This window comes from Actinopolymorpha cephalotaxi (genome assembly GCF_013408535.1).
Lineage (GTDB): Bacteria > Actinomycetota > Actinomycetes > Propionibacteriales > Actinopolymorphaceae > Actinopolymorpha > Actinopolymorpha cephalotaxi.
Window position 1 is genome coordinate 2,693,831 of record NZ_JACBZA010000001.1, and the last position, 16,684, is coordinate 2,710,514.

Genomic DNA, 16,684 nt, shown 5'->3' on the forward strand with positions numbered 1-16,684 from the left:
ATGGTCTTGTGCACTTCAACCATTACGGCGGATCGGCGGCCCGGCTGGCGACGGCACTGGTCAACCACTGCCGGGAGGCCGCGGGCGGGCCCGGCCCGCCGGACGTCGACGAGCTGGCCCGGATCCTGGCCGCCCACCAGATCGAGCCCGGACGGCTGACCCGGCGTGACACCCACGACCTCGCCGGCTGGGCCGCGCACCTGGACCGGGCCTACGGCGAGCCCGACCCGGACCGCCAGGTCGCCCTGGTCAACGAACTTCTCGAGCTCGGCGCGAGCCGCCCGTTCGTCAGCCGGCACGGCGGCCGGCCACCGCACCTGCACTACTTCCCCGAGGACCCGGACGTGGTGACCCGCGTCCGGGCGCAGACCGCCGCCGGCCTCGCGCACGTGGTCTGTGACGCCGCCGGCCACCGGCTCGGACGCTGCGACCGGGAGGGGTGTGGTGCGGTGTTCCTGGACGTCTCCCGCAACGGCCGGCGGCGGTTCTGTTCGCTGCGATGTGCCAACCGGGTGCGGGTCGCCGACCACCGCCGGCGGGACGGAGTCAGTGCACCTGCGGGGCGACCCGCTCGGCGATCAGCTCCACCTGGTCCAGGTCGGTGAGGTCGAGCAACTGGAGGTAGAACCTCGACACGCCGAGCTCGGCGTACTCGCCGATCCGGTCGGCCAGCTCGGCCGGTGTTCCGGCCAGGCCGCGTTCGCGCAGCTCCGCCGGGTCCTTGCCGATGGCCGCCGCCCGCCGGGCCACCTCGGCGTCGTCGCGGCCGCAGCACACGGTCAGCGCGGCCGACAGCCGGAGCGTGCCCGGGTCGCGGCCGTGTTCGGCGCACACCGACCGGACCCGGTCGTAGGCCGGTGCCAGCTCCTTCGGTGCGGCGAAGCCGAGGTTGAACTCGGCGGCGTACGCAGCCGCCAGCGCGGGCGTACGACGTGGTCCGGCGCCGCCCACGATGATCGGGGGCGGGGACTGGACCGGCCTGGGCAGCCCGGTCGCGCCGGTGAGCTGGTAATGCTCGCCGTCGAAGTCGAACCGCTCGCCCACCGGCGTCGACCACAGCCCGGTGAGGATCGCGAGCTGCTCCGCGAACAACCCGAACCTCCGTGAGGGGAACGGCAGGCCGAGCGCCCGGTGCTCCTCCTCGTACCACCCCGCGCCGAGACCGAGCTCGACCCGGCCGCCGGACATCTGGTCCACCTGCGCCACCTGCAGCGCGAGCAGGCCGGGCGGCCGGAACGTCACCGGGGAGACCAGGGTGCCCAGCCGGATCCGGCTGGTGTCGCGGGCCAGGCCGGCCAGCGTCGTCCACGCGTCGGTGGGACCGGGCAGCCCGTCCGGGCCGGCGGTCGGCATACCGTCGATGGCGAGCAGGTGGTCGGAACGGAAGAACGCGTCGTAGCCGCACTCCTCCGCCGCACGGGCGAGGCGGAGCTGGTCGTCGTACGTCGCGCCCTGCTGGGGTTCGGTGAAGATGCGCAGGTCCATGCCCGGCATCCTTCCCGACCCGCCGGCCCGAACGGTCAGCGGCGGGTGCCGGTCCGGTCGCGGGCCGAGCGCCCCGGCCCTCCGCGGCGTACCTGACCGGGCGCCCGCCACGGGCTGTCCTCGCGCCGGGCGGCGATCCGCGACGACCTCAGCTGGTACGGAACGCTGGTCACCAGCACCCCCGGGGTGAACAGCAGCCGCCCCTTCAGCCGCAGGGCGCTCTGGTTGTGCAGCAGCTGCTCCCACCAGCGGCCCACGACGTACTCCGGGATGTAGACCATCACGATGTCGCGCGGGCTGGCCCGGCGGATGCTGCGGGCGTACTCCACGATCGGCCGGGTGATCTCACGGTACGGCGAGGCGAGGACCTTCAGCGGCACCGGGATCCCGCGGTGGTCCCACTCGTCCACCAGCCGGGCGGTCTCCTCCGGGTTGACGTCGACGGTCACCGCCTCCAGGACGTCCGGCCGGGACGCCCGGGCGAACGCGATCGCCCGCAGGCTGGGCCGGTGCAGCTTGGAGACCAGCACCACCGCGTGCACCTTCGACGGCAGCGTCATGTCCTCGTCGGTGTCGATCGCGATCTCGTCGGCCACCCGGTCGTAGTGCTTGCGGATGCCCTTCATCAGCACGAACAGCACGGCCATCGCGGCCAGCGCGATCCACGCGCCGTGGGTGAACTTCGTGATCAGCACGATGATCAGCACCAGCCCGGTGGTCACCAGGCCGACCGCGTTGACCAGCCGGCTGCGCTGCATCCGGGCGCGCCTGGCGGGGTCCTGTTCGGTGCGAAGCAGCCTGCCCCAGTGCCGCAGCATCCCGGTCTGGCTGACGGTGAACGACACGAACACGCCGACGATGTAGAGCTGGATCAGCCGGGTCACGTCCGCCCGGAACGCGACGATCAGCACGATCGCGAAGCCGGCCAGCAGGATGATGCCGTTGGAGTACGCCAGCCGGTCGCCGCGGGTGTGCAGCTGGCGGGGCAGGAAGCCGTCCCGGCCGAGGATCGAGCCGAGCACCGGGAAGCCGTTGAACGCGGTGTTGGCGGCCAGTACCAGGATCACGCCGGTGACCGCGGCGACCACGTAGAAGCCGACCGGGAAGTGGTCGAAGATCCCGGCGGCGAGCTGGCTGATGACCGGCGGCTGGTGGTAGCCCGGCCCGACCGGCGTGCCGTCCGCGTGCAGCAGCTGGGTGGCCGGCCGCTCGGCCATGCGTACGTGCATCAGGTTGGCCAGCACGATCACGCTGATCGCCATGCTGACGGCGACCACCGCCAGCATCAGCAGGGTGGTCGCGGCGTTGCGGCCCTTCGGCTTGCGGAACGCGGGCACACCGTTGCTGATCGCCTCCACGCCGGTGAGCGCCGCGCTGCCGGACGCGAACGCCCGCATGATCAAGAAGACGCCGGCCAGGCCCATCAGGCCCTGGGAGTAGGCGGGCTCGGGCGCCACGTGCAGCTCGGCGGTCGCCGCCTGTGGGAGGTCTCCGAACACCAGCCGGACGAACCCCCACGCCGCCATGCCGAGGATGGAGAACATGAAGAGGTACGTCGGAATGGCGAAGGCCGTGCCGGACTCGCGGATGCCGCGCAGGTTCATCGTCATCAGGAACACCGTGGCGATCACCGCCACCGTGGTCTGGTGACCCTGCAGCGACTCGACCGCGGTCGCGGCGTACTGCGCGGCCGAGGAGATCGACACCGCCACGGTCAGGACATAGTCGACCAGCAGCGCGCTGGCCACCGTGAGCCCGGCCGACTGGCCGAGGTTGACGCTCGCGACCTCGTAGTCGCCGCCGCCGGACTGGTACGCCTGCACCGTCTGGCGGTAGGAGGCGACCACCACGAGCATCACCAGGGCGACCGCGATCCCGATCTTCCAGGAGAAGGCGTACGCCGCCAGGCCGGCCGCGGAGAGGGTGATGAAGATCTCGTCCGGCGCATAGCCCACCGACGAGAGCGCGTCACTGGCGAAGACGGGCAGGGCCACCCGCTTGGGCAGCAGCGTCTCGCCCAGCTGCGTGCTGCGGAGCTTGCGGCCGACGAGCAGGCGTTTGCCCAGATCACCTAATCCCACGGGAGGATGCTAGAGGTACGTGCTGATCCGGTCGCGTGCGCGCCTGGATCACCCGCCGGGCGGGCGGGTACGCCCGCCCCGGTGTAGCGTTCGGGATTGCCCTGACGAGAGATCGTGCGAAGAAGGACACTGTGCACATCGTGATCATGGGCTGCGGCCGGGTCGGTTCCACACTCGCGCACAGCCTCGAGGACCGCGGCCACAGCGTCGCGATCGTGGACCGGGCCGCCGAGGCCTTCCGCCGGCTAGGCCCGCACTTCGCCGGCCGCACCGTCACCGGAATCGGCTTCGACCGGGACGTCCTGATCGAGGCGGGAATCGAGCAGGCCGGTGCGTTCGCGGCGGTTTCCAGCGGAGACAACTCCAACGTCCTCGCCGCACGGATCGCCCGGGAGATCTTCCGGGTCGACAACGTGGTGGCCCGCATCTACGACCCCGGCCGGGCCGAGGTCTACCAGCGGCTCGGCATCCCCACCGTGGCCACGATCCCCTGGACGACCCACCAGATCATCCGCCGGCTGCTGCCGGAGGGCTCGGAGCCGGAGTGGCGCGACCCGACCGGCACCGTCCGGCTGGCCGAGGTGCACATCGGGTCCGCCTGGGTGGGCCACCGGGTGAGCGACCTGGAGCAGGCCTCCGGCGCCCGGGTGGCGTTCCTCACCCGGCTCGGCGAGGGGATCCTCCCCCACCGGGACACCGTCATCCAGGACGGCGACCTGGTGCACGTCATCATGCGGGAGGACGGCATCGCGAAGGTCGAGGCCGCATTCGCCACCGGACCGGAGGACGTCTGATGCGTGTCGTGATCGCCGGGGCCGGCAACGTCGGCCGTTCCATCGCCGCCGAACTCCTCGAGAACGACCACGAGGTCCTACTGATCGACCGGGACCCGCGGGCCACCAAGGCCGAGGCGGTGCCCAACGCGGAGTGGCTGCTGGCCGACGCCTGCGAACTGTCCACGCTCGACGAGGCCGCGCTGCACCGCTGCCAGGTGGCGATCGCCGCGACCGGCGACGACAAGGCGAACCTCGTCGTGTCGCTGCTGGCCAAGACCGAGTTCGGCGTGCCGCGGGTCGTCGCCCGGGTCAACCACCCCAAGAACGAGTGGATGTTCAACGAGTCCTGGGGAGTCGACGTCGCGGTCTCCACTCCCCGGATCATGGCCGCGCTGGTCGAGGAGGCGGTCTCGGTCGGTGACCTGGTGCGGTTGTTCACCTTCCGCCAGGGCGAGGCCAACCTGGTCGAGCTCACGCTGCCGTCCGACTCCACCTGCATCGGAAACCGCGTCCAGGACGTCTCCTGGCCACCCGACACCGTGCTGGTGACCATCGTGCGCGAGGGCCGGGTCCTGGTGCCCACCGGAGACACGCCGCTGGAGGCGCACGACGAGCTGCTGTTCGTCGCCGTCACCGAGCGGGAGAAGGAACTCCAGGAACTGCTGTGCCCGCACCAGGCGAAGAAGGCCCGCCAGGGCTGATCGGGCCGGGCGGGCTACTCGGGGTCCTCCCGGGCGGGTTACTTGTTGGGGTGCTGCCGGGCGGCGATCCGCTCGGCGGCCTGCTTGACCGCGCGGAAGTGTTCCTGCGGCACCGAGCCCTTCACCACGACGTACGTCAGCCAGAGCAGGACCAGCCACAGCGGCCAGCCCATCACCACCCTGGCCACGCCGAGCGCGACCACCTGGTCGGCGAGGTACAACGGCAGCTGGACGGCGAGCTTGAGCAGGAAGAACCCCGACCACAACCAGCCCGCCCGGGTGAATGCCCGCAACAGCACCGGGTCGTCACGCCAGGCCGTGCCCCAACCGGCGGCCAGCCCGACCACGACACCGATCAGCGGCCAGCGCACCAGGTTGGCGACGAGGTAGCCGATCGCGTAGGCGGCGTTGATGAACAGGCCGGGCAGGTAGAAGTCGGCGGCCTTGCCGGTGGCGTTGGCGATCAGCGCCGCGATGGCGACCCCGAAGAAGCCGCCGACGACGTTCTGCAGCGGGTCACGGCGTACCAGCCGGACGGCCGCGAACACCACGCCCACCCCGATCGCCACCATCAGCGCCGGCCGTAGCTGCTGGCCGGTGATGGTGAAGGTGGCGACGAACGCCAGACCGGGGAGTCCCGCGTCCAGCAGGCCGTTCCACCCGCCGAAGACGCGCAACAGGGAGAACGCGTCCTCGTCCTCCCCCGCCGGCGCCTCGGCGCGCTCGGGAGCCTCAGGGTGCTCGGTAGTCGCGGAGTGCCCGGCGCGCTCGGGAGCCTCGGTGCGCTCGGCGGGCCGGCCGGGTGAGTCGTCGTCTGGGCGGGGCGACGGTCCGTCGGTCACGGTCACTCTCCCAGGGGCCTGAGCTCGTAGCGGGGGTTGTACATGATCCTGCGGTCGTCGTGCACGGCGATCCGGCCGCGGACGATGATGTTGCGGCCGGGTTCGATGCCGGCGATCCGGCGCCGGCCGAGCCACACCAGGGCCACCTTGCCGGACCCGTCGTACAGCTCCGCCTCCAGTGCCGGCGTGCCCGCCCGGGGGCGCAGCGTCACCGTCTTGATGGTGCCGCGCAGCTGGACCAGCTCACGGTCGGCACAGCCGTGGATCGGGTCGTAGCCCGCCTCCAGCACGTCGTCCTGCAGCTCGGCCGCCTCGAGGTCGTCCTGGCTGCTGGTCAGTCTGGAAAGGGCACGACGCCACATACCGGTGCGTGTCGACCTGGACGTGTCGCCGCTCATGCGACGCAGCGTACTCGGAGGCTCCGGACGCGACGAGCCCGCACGGACGCGGGCAGCCGCGCGGCGCTCACGCACCGGAAACGTCGCCTGCGACCGTGGAGCCGCTCAGACCAGGTCGCCGGGGTCGTCGACGTCCTCGGGGCCGATCTGCTGGGCCTCCTCGGGCAGGCGCAGCGGGATCATGTCGCGCGGCGCCATCGGTCCCTTGCCCCGGACCACGACAACCTGCGCCATCGCCGCGAGGAGGGGTTCGGCGGCGTCGGGTTCGACCGCCGCGCGACCGATCAGCGTGCCGCGCAGGAACCACCGGGGGCCGTCCACACCGATGATGCGGGACGCCTGGGTGGCCTGCTGGCCGTCGGGCATCGTGGCCGGGACGACGACCTTCACCTCGGGCCCGAACGGTCCCGTCCCCTCGGTCACCATGCCTCCGCGCCGGGTGGTCTCGGCCGCGATCTCGCGACGGATCTCGCCCCACAGGCCCTCGGTGCGCGGTGCCGCGAACGGCCGCAGCTCCAGCGCGGAGTCCTCCTGGACGAACAGCGCGGCCACCACGGTCTGGGACTCCTCGTCCACCTGGAGCCGCAGCTCCAGCCCCTCGACGGGGTGCACCTGCAGCCCGCCGAGGTCGATCCGGCCCACCTCCAGCGGCTCGTCGAGGGAGTCCACGTCGGCGGCGTCGTAGGGCCCCTGGGTGCGCGGCGCCGAGCCGTCGCCCGAGGCCCCGCGTCCGGCCCCGGTCTCGTCGGCACCGGCGCCGGACTGCTCGTCGTCGACGGCGTACGTGGGCACGTCCTCGTCGGCCGGACGTCGGCCCCGGCGGCGGCGGTCGCGCGCGTCGAGGTCGGCGGGTGAGGAGTTGGCCCGTCGGAAAATCACGTCAGATCCCTCCACCGCGGGGTTGGCCCGCATCGGTAAAGCCCCCGGTCGAGCCGTGGCCGCCGGCGCCGCGCAGCGACCCCGGCAGGGAGTCGACCTCGACGAACCGGGCACGTTCGACTTTCTGGATCACCAGCTGCGCGATGCGGTCACCGCGCCGGAACTCGACCGTGGTGTGGGGGTCGAGGTTGACCAGGACGACCTGGATCTCGCCGCGGTAGCCGGCGTCGACGGTGCCCGGTGCGTTGACGATCGACACGCCGAGCCTGGCCGCGAGGCCGGAACGCGGATGCACGAAGGCGGCGAATCCGGCGGGCAACGCCAGCGCCACTCCGGTCGGCACCACCCCGCGCTCACCCGGGGCGAGCGTCACGTCGACCGTGGTCACGAGGTCAGCTCCGGCGTCACCGGGGTGGGCGTAGGCCGGAATCGTCACGTCGGGGTCGAGACGCCGGATCAACACCGGTACGTCGTCCGTGCTGGTCACGGTGCCCGACCCTACCCGCAATCCCGGGCGCTCGCGGTGGGAGGCTTGCCGACGTGAACGCGCCATCGGATCACACCCCGGACCACCCCGTGGGCCCCGCGCGGACCGGTTCGCCGGGGCCGTCACCCACGCCTGAGCGAGCGCCCGGGCCGGACTCCGGGCCAGAGTCCTACGCCGGGCGGGTCTACGCCGAACGCTGGTGGGTGCCGGCGTCCTGGTGGGCGTTCGCGGCGGTGATGGTGGCGTCGCTGTGGTTCGCCGCGGAGCACGCGATGGGCGTCCCCGGCCACGTGATCGGCGCCCTGGCGGCAGTGCTGTGCGGCGCGGGCCTGGGCTACCTCGGCAGCACCCGCGTCCTGGTCGACGGCGCCGGACTTTCGGTGGGCACCGCGCGGGCCCCGCGGGCGGCGATCGGCTCGGTGCTCGCCCTGACGACCGGGCAGGCCCGGACGCTGCGGGGGCCGGCGGCCGACGCGACCGCCCGGATGTTCCTGCGTCCCTACCTGTCCCGGGGGGTACGGGTGGAGATCACCGACCCGACCGACCCGACGCCGTACTGGTACGTCGCGAGCCGCCACCCCGAGCGGCTGGCCGCCGCGCTGGAGCGGGCTCCGGGCACCCGGCCCGTCGACGGCTGAGCCGCGGCGGCCCGGGTCCGCCTCCGACGGGGGCTGCCGGCGGTCCGCCCCGGTCCCGAACACCCCGCCCGTGCCACCGGGATCTCGCGCGAGCGGGTGCACGACATGCCAGACTCGACCAAAACAGGGAGGTTTCCACGTGCAAAGGTCGAAACTCGGATGGACCGTCGTACGGAGTGTCAGCACTCTGGCCGCGGTCGCCGTGACCCGCAAGGCGGTCGACACCAGCTGGCGCTACGTCACCGGCAACGAGCCGCCCTCGGACCCGGAGGACCCCGACCTGACCTGGAAGGAAGCGGTCACCTGGGCGCTGGCCAGCGGGATGGGCATCGCCATCGCCCGGCTGCTGGCGACCCGGCAGGCCGCCAAGCTGTGGCAGCGCTGGACGGGTGAGCTGCCGCCGTCGAAGTAGCGCCGGCCACCGGCGAGGCGTCGCCCGTACACGACGACGCGTCCGGTGGTGAGCCGCCGCACGTGGCGGTCGCTCACCCCCGGACGCGTAGGTCTGTGTTCCCCGTCCAGCCCAGCCCGGCGGTGTGGCTGCCCGGCTGGGCTGCTGCTGCTCGGATCTGTCCTGCGGACCCTAGGCGGCGCAGTCCCGGCAGATCGGCCCGCCGTTCTTCTCGAACGCGAGCTGACTGCGGTGGTGCACCAGAAAGCAGTTCGAACAGGTGAACTCGTCCGCCTGGCGGGGCAGCACCCGCACGGAGAGTTCCTCGTTCGAAAGGTCGGCGCCCGGGAGCTCGAACGTCTCGGCCACCTCGGCCTCGTCGACGTCGACCTTCCCGGAGTTCTTGTCCATGCGCCGCGCCTTGAGCTCCTCGATGCTGTCCTCGGAAAGCTCCTCGTCCGTCTTGCGTGGCGCGTCGTAATCGGTGGCCATCGTCCCTCTTCCCCCTGGCTCAGCGGGTCTTGCGGTGTGCACGTCGTTGTGCGCTGTGTGTAGCTGTGTGTAACGGGACCCTCGGTCTGCGGCGCTCGGGCAGCGGGTCCGGACTGCTTATCGAGCACCTAACGCTCGGCGGGCTCAACTTGTGCCCGATCCGGGGCGCAGATTCTGCCTTACCCCGCTCCGGGCCGGAGGCACCTGGATCAGGTGTCGTCGATCTGGTCGTCGAAGGCACGGTTTCACCCGCCGTTTGACATGCGCGGCGCCCGGATCCTACCCCGGGTCGATGACAAACCGTCCCCGAGGATGACCTGATTTGCCACGAACGCCTGAAAGTCTTGCCTGGTGCTTGAACTCGTGGGTGTCACCAAGCGGTACGGCGACCGCGTCGCCGTCGATGATCTCTCCTTGTCGGTCGGGCCCGGCCAGATGTTCGGCTTCGTCGGAACCAACGGCGCGGGCAAGACCACGACGATGCGCATCCTGATGGGCGTCCTGGAACAGGACGCCGGGCAGGTCCGGTGGAACGGCCGTCCCGCCGACGCCGACGCCCGGCGAAGCTTCGGGTACATGCCCGAGGAGCGCGGGCTCTACCCCAAGATGCGCATCCGCGAACAACTCGTCTACCTCGCCCGGCTGCGCGGCACCGCCCCCGACGTCGCCGCACCCGCGGTCGAGGAACTGCTGGCGGAGTTCGGCCTGGCCGACCGCGGCGGTGACCGGGTGGAGGCGCTCTCCCTCGGCAACCAGCAGCGGGTGCAGCTGGCCGCGGCGCTCGTCCACGACCCGGCGTTCCTGGTGCTGGACGAGCCGTTCTCCGGCCTGGACCCGGTGGGGGTCGACGCGCTGGCCGAGATCCTCGCCCAGCGCGTACGCCGTGGCGTGGGGGTGCTGTTCTCCTCCCACCAGCTCGATCTGGTCGAACGCCTCTGCGACGCGGTCGGCATCATCGCGGCCGGCCGGATCGTGGCCACCGGCACGGTCGAGGAGCTGCGGACGCACAACCGCCCGCGCCGCTACCTCGTCGCGGTCGGTGCGGGTCCGGGCTGGACCGCCGGCGTTCCGGGCGTCGAGGTGGTCGCCGAGGACCGGCGTGACGGCAGCCTGGCCACCACGGTCGAGCTCGCCTCCACGGTCGACCCGCAGCACCTGCTCGACGCCGCCCGCGCCGCCGGTCCGGTGCACGAGTTCCGGCCGCTCATCCCGAGCCTGGTCGACCTTTTCCGCGAGGTCGTCTCCGAGGAGCTCCCCCAGTCCCCCGCCGGCGCCGCCACTACCAATGGCACCGACCGCACCGACGGCACCGACGGCAGCCACCGCAGCCCGGCCACCCAGGAGATTCCGGCATGAGCGCCCCACTGACCATGGTCGAGGCCACCCGCACGGTGGCCCGTCGCGAGCTCACCGAACGGCTGCGGGACAAGTCGTTCTGGGTCTCCACCGTCATCACGCTGCTGATCCTCGGCGTCGTCCTGTTCCTCCCGAAGCTGTTCGGCGGTGACGACACCTACCGGGTCGCGTACGCCGGACCCGACGCCGACCAGCTCGCCGCGTCGGTGAAGACCCAGGCCACCGCGCTCGACGTGACGGTCGAACGCGCCCGCTACGCCGACGAGGCCGCGGCCCGCGCCGCCGTCACCGACGGCAAGCTGGACGCGTACGTCGGCACCGGCACGGTGATCGTCAAGGACAAGCTGGATCCGCAGATCGGCGCGGCGATCCAGACCGCACACCGCGACGTGGCGGCCGGTCAGCGGCTCCGCCAGGCGGGCCTGGACCCCGCGGCGGTCCAGGCGGCCCAGCAGGTCGCGCCGCTCGCGGTCGACGCGCTGGACCCGACCGACCCCAAGGCCGACCAGCGCGGCCAGATCGCGTTCATCGGCAGCATCGTGCTGTACGGCCAGCTGATCGGTTACTGCATGTGGGTGGCGTTCGGCATCGTGGAGGAGAAGTCGAGCCGGGTGGTCGAGCTCATCCTGTCCGCGATCTCCACCAAGGCGCTGCTGGCCGGGAAGATTCTCGGGATCGGGCTCCTCGGGTTCGCCCAGCTGGCCCTGATCGCGGCGTTCGGCCTCGCGCTGGGCAACGCCACCGGCATGCTGAACGTCACCGCCGACCTGCTGGTCCCGGTCGGTTTCGTGTTGTTGTGGTTCGTGCTCGGCTACGGCTTCTACAGCTCGGTGTTCGCCGCGAGCGCGGCCCGGGTGTCGCGCCAGGAGGAGCTGCAGAACGTCATCACCCCGGCCAGCATGACCATCATGGTGTCGTTCTTCGCGACGTTCTACGTCAACTCCAACCCGGACTCCCTGATCTCGCGGTTGCTCTCGGTCCTGCCGCCGTTCTCGGCGCTGTGCGCGCCGGTGCGGATGGCGCGGGGTGACGCACCGCTGTGGGAGATCGGGCTGGCCCTGGTGCTGATGCTGGCCGCGATCGCCGCGCTGGTGGTGAGCGGCGCACGGATCTACGAGGGCGCGATCCTGCGGATGGGCGCCAAGATCTCCCTGTTGGACGCGTGGCGCGGCGCCCGGAAGGGCTCCTCCACCCCGGCCTCCGTCGAGGCGACCAGCTGAGTCGAGACCACCAGCTGGCCGGAGCGACAACAGGGAACGGCCCCCACCCTCTCGGGCGGGGGCCGTTCCCTGTTCGCTGCTCCGCGACTACCTGACCAGACCTACTTGACCGGGCCTATCTGACCGGGCCTACTTGCCGGCCGGCTTCAGGTCGCCGGACAACATCAACATGATGGTGAAGTTGTCGGCGTACGGGGAGTTCTGCAGCAGCGGGTCGCTGTCGGCCGGCCACTTGTCCACCCGGACGCCCTCCAGGCACGGGTTGTTGCCGTACCGCTCGAACAGCGGCACGATCGGCAGCAACTCGTTGAACACCACCGCCGCCTTGGCGACGTTGCGCTTCTGCTCGGCCTCGTCCAGACCCTGAGCCGCGGACAGCACGACCTCCTCGAGGTCCACCTTGCCGTACGCCTTGGTGGTCTGCTTCAGCTCGAAGCCCATGCCCTTGCCGCCCTGGTTGGCGGCGATCGGGATGTTGTGTGTGAACAGGTCGGCGACGAAGGCGAAGTGCGGGTGCGGCTGGGAGGAGGTGCCCCAGCCCTGGATCGCCAGCTCGAAGTTGCCCTTGTCCACGTCGATCGGCTGCTGGGTGAAGGTGACCCCGCGGCCGGTGACCTTGATCCCGAACGCCGACAGCTGCTTGGCGGCGTTCTCACCGGCCGCCGACCAGTCGGCGAACTCCGCCGGGAAGGTGAGCTCGTACGACGCCGGCTTGCCGTCCGGCTTCATCCAGGAGCTGCCCTGCTTCTTCCAGCCCGCCTGGGTGAGCAGGTCGGCCGCCTTCTTCGGGTCCAGCTCGTACTTGTCGAGCTTGGACTGCTCGGCGTCGGTCAGCCAGTCCGGCACCTGGTTGTCGGAGAAGCCGGTCATGAACTTCACGCCCTTGCCGGAGTCACCGAGCGCGAACGTGCCGTTGTCGTTGCGGTTGATCGCGTGCGCGATGGCCTGGCGGACCCGCGGGTCGCGGAACTCGGGCAGCTTGGCCTGGTTGAAGAAGATCGCCGGGCCGGAGTAGACCGGCGGCCGGATGATCCGCATCCCCTTCTTGATCGCCTGCTTCTCGGTCGCCACCGGGAAGCCGTGGGTGGCGTAGTCGACCTGCTTGCCGAGCACCAGCGGGGTGATGGTGGGCACCTCGCCGTTGTAGAGCACGATCCGGTCGAACAGCACCTTGTCCGTGGCGTAGCCCTTGTCCTTCTTGAGCAGGGTCAGCTGGGCGTTGGTGATGCTGTTGAAGTCGAACGTGAAGGGGCCGCTGCTGATGAACTCCTTGGCGGGGTTCTTCGGGCGGTAGCCCTGCAGGTCCTCGTTCAGCTTCTTGCCCTCGGGGCTGTCGAGGTCCTTGCCGCCGCCGAACAGGTCCTGCGCGCGCTTGGCGAACTTGCCGTAGGTCGCGTCGGAGAAGATCGCCTGCCGGATGGCGTACCGCTCCAGCACCGTCGACGGCTTCTTCATCGAGAAGACCACGGTCTGGCCGTCGGTGGCCTTCACGTCGTCGATCAGGTCCCACTCGACCTGGCGCATGATCCGCCGGCACCAGAACGTCGTCACGACGTCCTTGCTGGTGATCGGCTTGCCGTCACTCCACGAAAGGCCCTGCCGGACGTGGTAGGTGAACGTCTTCGCCTTGGCGTCGAACTCCCACTTCTCGGCCAGCATGGGCTCCCACTTCTTCTCCGCCCAGCGGTACATGCCGCCGGGGAGAAGAATGAGGTCCTGGTACGGCGTACCACCCATGATCGAGTCGGTCACACCGCTCATCAGGTTGAAGTGGCCCTTGGGCGGCACAGAGTACGGATAGGCGCCGTGGAACTCGCCGCCCTTGCCTCCGCCGCCGCCGGCTCCACCGCCGCCGCCGCCGCCACCACCACCGCCCCCTCCGTTACCGCTGTGCTGGCCGCCACACGCGGACAGCACCGCGGCGCCCGCGGCACCGAGGCCGAAGATCTCGAGCACCCGTCGCCGGGAGAGCTCGGGCCCGAACGGGCCTGGTGTTGCGTTCATCAGGTTCCTCCCCATCAAGGGATCAGTGCAGCGCTAGGAGGGTTCTGCCTAGCGATTCTTCAGACGTACGAGAACGAAGACCGCCGCCGCGAACACCAGCCCCATGACGAGCATGAAACAGGTGATCACGAACTGTGCCGTGCCGGGCTCGACGATGAGCAACAACAGCCCGGAGAAGACGACGATGAACGCCGCCACCCGGAACGCCGTGAGTCCGGCTCCGGGGCCGATCATGCCGCCGGGACCCCACTGGCCGGGGCGCCACCGGCCGTCGCCCTGGCCGCGGTGCGGGCCGCACGCTTGCGCCGGGCGAGGTCCGGGTCGGCCTCGGGCACGGCCTCCAGCAGCGCCTTGGTGTAGCTGTCCTGAGGGTCCTCGATCACCCGCAGGGTCGGGCCGTACTCGACGATCTTCCCCTCGTGCATCACCGCGATGTCGCCTTCGGCGCCGAAGTACTTCGCCATCGCGAGGTCGTGGGTGATGAACAGGAAGCCGACGCCGAGTTCGGTACGCAGCTTGGTGAGCATGCGCAGCAACTCGATCCGGATGGACACGTCGAGCATCGAGGTCGCCTCGTCCGCGATGATCAACCGCGGCTCGAGGGTCAGCGCCCGGGCGACGGCCACCCGCTGGCGCTGCCCACCCGACATCTGGTGGGGAAACTTCGGCATGAACATCTCGGGCGGGTTGAGGCCCACCTGGGCGAGGAGTTCGGCCACCCGCTCCCGCGCCTGGGACCGGCTCTTCACCAGGCCGTGCCGGCGAAGCGGCGCCGACAGCGTGGTGTAGACGTCCTGGATCGGGTTCAGCGAGGCGTACGGGTCCTGGTGGACGTACTGCACCGCGCGCCGGAACCGCTTGAACCGGCTCCTGTCCGGGCGTTTGCTCCCGAGGATGTCCTCGCCCTCGAACCGCACCACACCGTCGGAGGGACGCAGCAGTCCGGAGGCGATCTTCGCCGTGGTGCTCTTGCCCGAGCCGCTCTGCCCGACCAGGCACAGCACCTCGCCCACCCCGAGCCGCAGGGTCACGTCGTCGACGGCCCGCACCTCACCGCGACGGGTGCTGAACACCTGCGTGATGCCGTCGAGTTCCAGCAGCGGGCCGGACGTCGCGCCGTCAGCCATTGGTCGGCACCTCCTTGCGTTCCTCGGTCACCGTGGGCACGGCGTTGATCAGGCTCTTGGTGTACTCGTGCTGCGGGCGGTAGAAGATGTCGCGGACGTCGGCCATCTCGACGATCTTGCCGTCGTACATCGTGGCCACCCGGGTGGCCAGCTCGGCGGCCACCGCGAGGTCGTGCGAGACGAAGATCATCGCGAAGTCCAGCCGCTCGTGCAGCTCGTGGATCAGGTCGACGATCGCCCGCTGGGTGAGGATGTCCAGCGCGGTGGTCGGCTCGTCCAGGATGAGCATCTGCGGACGCAGCAGCATCGCCATCGCGATCAGCACCCGCTGGCGCATACCGCCGGACAGCTCGTGCGGGTAGGACTTCAGCACCCGGTCGGGGTCGAGGTCGACGTCGCGAAGGACCTGTGCGGACCGCTCGTACGCCGTCCGCTTCGACATCGACCGGTCGTGCGCCCGAACGGTGTCGTACATCTGGTCCCAGACCTTCAGCACCGGGTTGAAGGAGTTCATCGCGCCCTGGAACACCATGGCGGCCTCGGACCAGCGGAACTTCCGCAACTGCTGGTTGTCGAGCTTGAGCAGGTCGACCTTCGAGCCGTCCCGGCGCCGGTAGGTCACCGACCCCGACGGGATCGAGCCCAGCTTCGGCAGCAGCCGCAGCAGGCCGAGGCCCAGCGTGGTCTTCCCGCAGCCGCTCTCCCCGATCAGCGCGATGCTCTCGCCCGGGTAGAGGTCGAAGCTCACGCCGTCCACGGCACGGTGGGCCGGGTCGTGGACACCCTGCCCGGTCTTGTACTCGACCACGAGGTCGCGTACCGACAGGACCGGCTCGCCAGTGGGGTTCGCGTTCGAACCCTCGACTACGCCTTCTCCCACAGCGTCCTCCTAGTTGTGCCGCAGTCGGGGGTTCAGAATTTCCTCGAACGACCTCGCCATCGTCACGAGCGAGAGCTGGAGGATGCAGATCGACAGCACCGGACCGAGGATGTAGCCGAGGCTGCCGTCGAAGAAGATGGCGCCGCGGGTCCAGGCGAAGTTGATCATGATGCCCCAGTTGTCGCCCTGCATGGGCGCCAGGCCGAGGAGGTACAGACCGGCCATCGCGTAGATGGCGTTGGTCATGCCGATGACGAAGTTCATCAGGATGAAGCTCGCCATGTTGGGCAGGATCTCCCGGATCACGATCCGGCCGGTGCCGAGGTCGAGCAGCTTCGCCGCCTCGATGTACTCCCGCTGCTTGAGCGAGAACACCTGGGCGCGAACGGCGCGCAGCAGTCCGGGCCAGCCGAGAACGCCGAGGATGACGGCCAGCGTGATCGAGTCGCCCACGCGGTAGAACGCCGCGAGCACCGCGAGCAGGATGATGCTCGGCACCGTCAGCACGATGTCGGTGGCCGTCACGATGACCGAGTCGACCCGCCCGCCGAGGTAGGCGGCCAGCGCGCCGAACACCACCGCGATCACGGTGGAGATCAGCGCGGCCAGGAAGCCGACCAGGATGACCGCCCTGCCGCCGTCGATGACCTGGATCAGCACGTCCCGGCCCTCGGAGTCGTAGCCGAACGGGTGACCCCAGCTCGCCGGGCCGTAGATGAGGTTGGTGTTGGTCGGCAGGTCGTTCGGGGTGAGCAGCGGGCCGATCAGGCAGATCAGGACCATCAGCGTGAACACGCAGAAGCCGAGGAAGCCGGTCTTGCTGCGCATCAACTGGCGTACGAAGGTGCGGAACGCGCCCGTGCCCTGCTCGTCCGGCGCCGGCGCCTGGGCCGGCTGCATCGTGCCGGTGTCGACGATCTGGGTCAC

At 70.6% G+C, this 16,684-nt stretch carries 19 protein-coding genes; 7 read left to right on the top strand and 12 right to left on the bottom strand.

Features of this window, described 5'->3' with window-relative positions; all coding sequences use genetic code 11:
- The first annotated feature begins 8 nt into the window (after positions 1–8).
- A complete protein-coding gene (locus FHR37_RS12060; protein WP_092882663.1) occupies positions 9–605 on the top strand; it encodes a CGNR zinc finger domain-containing protein in 597 nt (198 codons plus the stop codon).
- On the opposite strand, the gene FHR37_RS12065 is transcribed toward FHR37_RS12060, so the two are convergent.
- Positions 547–1,485: an LLM class F420-dependent oxidoreductase gene (locus tag FHR37_RS12065; RefSeq protein WP_092882860.1), complete on the bottom strand. Its 939-nt coding sequence runs from the start codon at positions 1,483–1,485 to the stop codon at positions 547–549. The genes FHR37_RS12060 and FHR37_RS12065 overlap by 59 nt on opposite strands.
- 35 nt (positions 1,486–1,520) lie before the next feature.
- Positions 1,521–3,566, bottom strand: a complete 2,046-nt coding sequence (locus FHR37_RS12070) for an APC family permease (protein WP_092882662.1) — start codon at positions 3,564–3,566, stop codon at positions 1,521–1,523.
- A 131-nt stretch (positions 3,567–3,697) separates the two neighbouring features.
- Between FHR37_RS12070 and FHR37_RS12075 the strand changes: the two genes are divergently transcribed.
- Positions 3,698–4,360 carry a potassium channel family protein gene (locus FHR37_RS12075; protein WP_092882661.1) on the top strand — a complete coding sequence of 221 codons (663 nt, stop codon included), beginning with the start codon at positions 3,698–3,700 and terminating at the stop codon, positions 4,358–4,360.
- Positions 4,360–5,043 (top strand): potassium channel family protein, encoded by a 684-nt coding sequence (locus FHR37_RS12080; protein WP_092882660.1) that lies wholly within the window; start codon positions 4,360–4,362, stop codon positions 5,041–5,043. The genes FHR37_RS12075 and FHR37_RS12080 overlap by 1 nt, the downstream gene beginning before the upstream one ends.
- Positions 5,044–5,081: 38 nt before the next feature.
- On the opposite strand, the gene FHR37_RS12085 is transcribed toward FHR37_RS12080, so the two are convergent.
- From FHR37_RS12085 to dut, 4 genes are all read right to left on the bottom strand, one after another.
- Positions 5,082–5,885, bottom strand: a complete 804-nt coding sequence (locus tag FHR37_RS12085; RefSeq protein ID WP_175542436.1) for a DUF3159 domain-containing protein — start codon at positions 5,883–5,885, stop codon at positions 5,082–5,084.
- Between the two features lie 2 nt (positions 5,886–5,887).
- Positions 5,888–6,283 (bottom strand): OB-fold nucleic acid binding domain-containing protein, encoded by a 396-nt coding sequence (locus tag FHR37_RS12090; RefSeq protein WP_092882658.1) that lies wholly within the window; start codon positions 6,281–6,283, stop codon positions 5,888–5,890.
- Between the two features lie 105 nt (positions 6,284–6,388).
- Positions 6,389–7,162 (bottom strand): DUF3710 domain-containing protein, encoded by a 774-nt coding sequence (locus FHR37_RS12095; protein ID WP_237768692.1) that lies wholly within the window; start codon positions 7,160–7,162, stop codon positions 6,389–6,391.
- Between the two features lies 1 nt (position 7,163).
- Positions 7,164–7,649, bottom strand: coding sequence for a dUTP diphosphatase (dut, locus tag FHR37_RS12100; protein ID WP_269086075.1), 486 nt, complete (start codon positions 7,647–7,649; stop codon positions 7,164–7,166).
- 53 nt (positions 7,650–7,702) lie between these two features.
- Between dut and FHR37_RS31485 the strand changes: the two genes are divergently transcribed.
- Together FHR37_RS31485 and FHR37_RS12110 are read left to right on the top strand one after the other, a co-directional pair.
- Positions 7,703–8,287 carry a DUF3093 domain-containing protein gene (locus FHR37_RS31485; RefSeq protein WP_269086074.1) on the top strand — a complete coding sequence of 195 codons (585 nt, stop codon included), beginning with the start codon at positions 7,703–7,705 and terminating at the stop codon, positions 8,285–8,287.
- 139 nt (positions 8,288–8,426) lie between these two features.
- Positions 8,427–8,699 (top strand): DUF4235 domain-containing protein, encoded by a 273-nt coding sequence (locus tag FHR37_RS12110; RefSeq protein ID WP_092882654.1) that lies wholly within the window; start codon positions 8,427–8,429, stop codon positions 8,697–8,699.
- Between the two features lie 171 nt (positions 8,700–8,870).
- Here FHR37_RS12110 and FHR37_RS12115 read toward each other — a convergent pair whose 3' ends face one another.
- Positions 8,871–9,170 carry a DUF4193 domain-containing protein gene (locus FHR37_RS12115; protein WP_092882653.1) on the bottom strand — a complete coding sequence of 100 codons (300 nt, stop codon included), beginning with the start codon at positions 9,168–9,170 and terminating at the stop codon, positions 8,871–8,873.
- A gap of 351 nt (positions 9,171–9,521) precedes the next feature.
- On the opposite strand from FHR37_RS12115, the gene FHR37_RS12120 reads away from it, so the two are divergent.
- Both FHR37_RS12120 and FHR37_RS12125 read left to right on the top strand, forming a co-directional pair.
- The gene (locus FHR37_RS12120; RefSeq protein WP_175542435.1) at positions 9,522–10,526 is read left to right on the top strand and encodes an ABC transporter ATP-binding protein; all 1,005 of its coding nucleotides are present in this window, start codon (positions 9,522–9,524) and stop codon (positions 10,524–10,526) included.
- A complete protein-coding gene (locus FHR37_RS12125) occupies positions 10,523–11,746 on the top strand; it encodes an ABC transporter permease (RefSeq protein WP_092882651.1) in 1,224 nt (407 codons plus the stop codon). Before FHR37_RS12120 ends, FHR37_RS12125 begins: the two co-directional genes overlap by 4 nt.
- A 129-nt stretch (positions 11,747–11,875) precedes the next feature.
- Here the strand turns inward: FHR37_RS12125 and FHR37_RS12130 are convergent, their stop codons facing one another.
- From FHR37_RS12130 to FHR37_RS12150, 5 genes are read right to left on the bottom strand one after another with little or no spacing between them, the layout of a single operon-like run.
- A complete protein-coding gene (locus tag FHR37_RS12130) occupies positions 11,876–13,750 on the bottom strand; it encodes an ABC transporter substrate-binding protein (protein WP_092882650.1) in 1,875 nt (624 codons plus the stop codon).
- Between the two features lie 48 nt (positions 13,751–13,798).
- Positions 13,799–13,984, bottom strand: coding sequence for a hypothetical protein (locus tag FHR37_RS12135; RefSeq protein ID WP_092882649.1), 186 nt, complete (start codon positions 13,982–13,984; stop codon positions 13,799–13,801).
- Positions 13,981–14,877, bottom strand: coding sequence for an ABC transporter ATP-binding protein (locus FHR37_RS12140; RefSeq protein WP_092882648.1), 897 nt, complete (start codon positions 14,875–14,877; stop codon positions 13,981–13,983). Before FHR37_RS12140 ends, FHR37_RS12135 begins: the two co-directional genes overlap by 4 nt.
- Positions 14,870–15,757 carry an ABC transporter ATP-binding protein gene (locus FHR37_RS12145; RefSeq protein WP_092882647.1) on the bottom strand — a complete coding sequence of 296 codons (888 nt, stop codon included), beginning with the start codon at positions 15,755–15,757 and terminating at the stop codon, positions 14,870–14,872. The genes FHR37_RS12140 and FHR37_RS12145 overlap by 8 nt, the downstream gene beginning before the upstream one ends.
- Positions 15,758–15,766: 9 nt before the next feature.
- A complete protein-coding gene (locus FHR37_RS12150; RefSeq protein ID WP_092882646.1) occupies positions 15,767–16,684 on the bottom strand; it encodes an ABC transporter permease in 918 nt (305 codons plus the stop codon).

What these genes read in the sequence shown, in the direction of transcription:
- FHR37_RS12065 (WP_092882860.1), bottom strand. Translation starts at nt 1,485, where the DNA reads ATGGACCTGCGCATCTTCACCGAACCCCAGCAGGGCGCGACGTACGAC.
- FHR37_RS12080 (WP_092882660.1), top strand. Translation starts at nt 4,360, where the DNA reads ATGCGTGTCGTGATCGCCGGGGCCGGCAACGTCGGCCGTTCCATCGCC.
- FHR37_RS12090 (WP_092882658.1), bottom strand. Translation starts at nt 6,283, where the DNA reads ATGAGCGGCGACACGTCCAGGTCGACACGCACCGGTATGTGGCGTCGT.
- FHR37_RS12115 (WP_092882653.1), bottom strand. Translation starts at nt 9,170, where the DNA reads ATGGCCACCGATTACGACGCGCCACGCAAGACGGACGAGGAGCTTTCC.
- FHR37_RS12125 (WP_092882651.1), top strand. Translation starts at nt 10,523, where the DNA reads ATGAGCGCCCCACTGACCATGGTCGAGGCCACCCGCACGGTGGCCCGT.
- FHR37_RS12130 (WP_092882650.1), bottom strand. Translation starts at nt 13,750, where the DNA reads ATGAACGCAACACCAGGCCCGTTCGGGCCCGAGCTCTCCCGGCGACGG.
- FHR37_RS12135 (WP_092882649.1), bottom strand. Translation starts at nt 13,984, where the DNA reads ATGATCGGCCCCGGAGCCGGACTCACGGCGTTCCGGGTGGCGGCGTTC.
- FHR37_RS12140 (WP_092882648.1), bottom strand. Translation starts at nt 14,877, where the DNA reads ATGGCTGACGGCGCGACGTCCGGCCCGCTGCTGGAACTCGACGGCATC.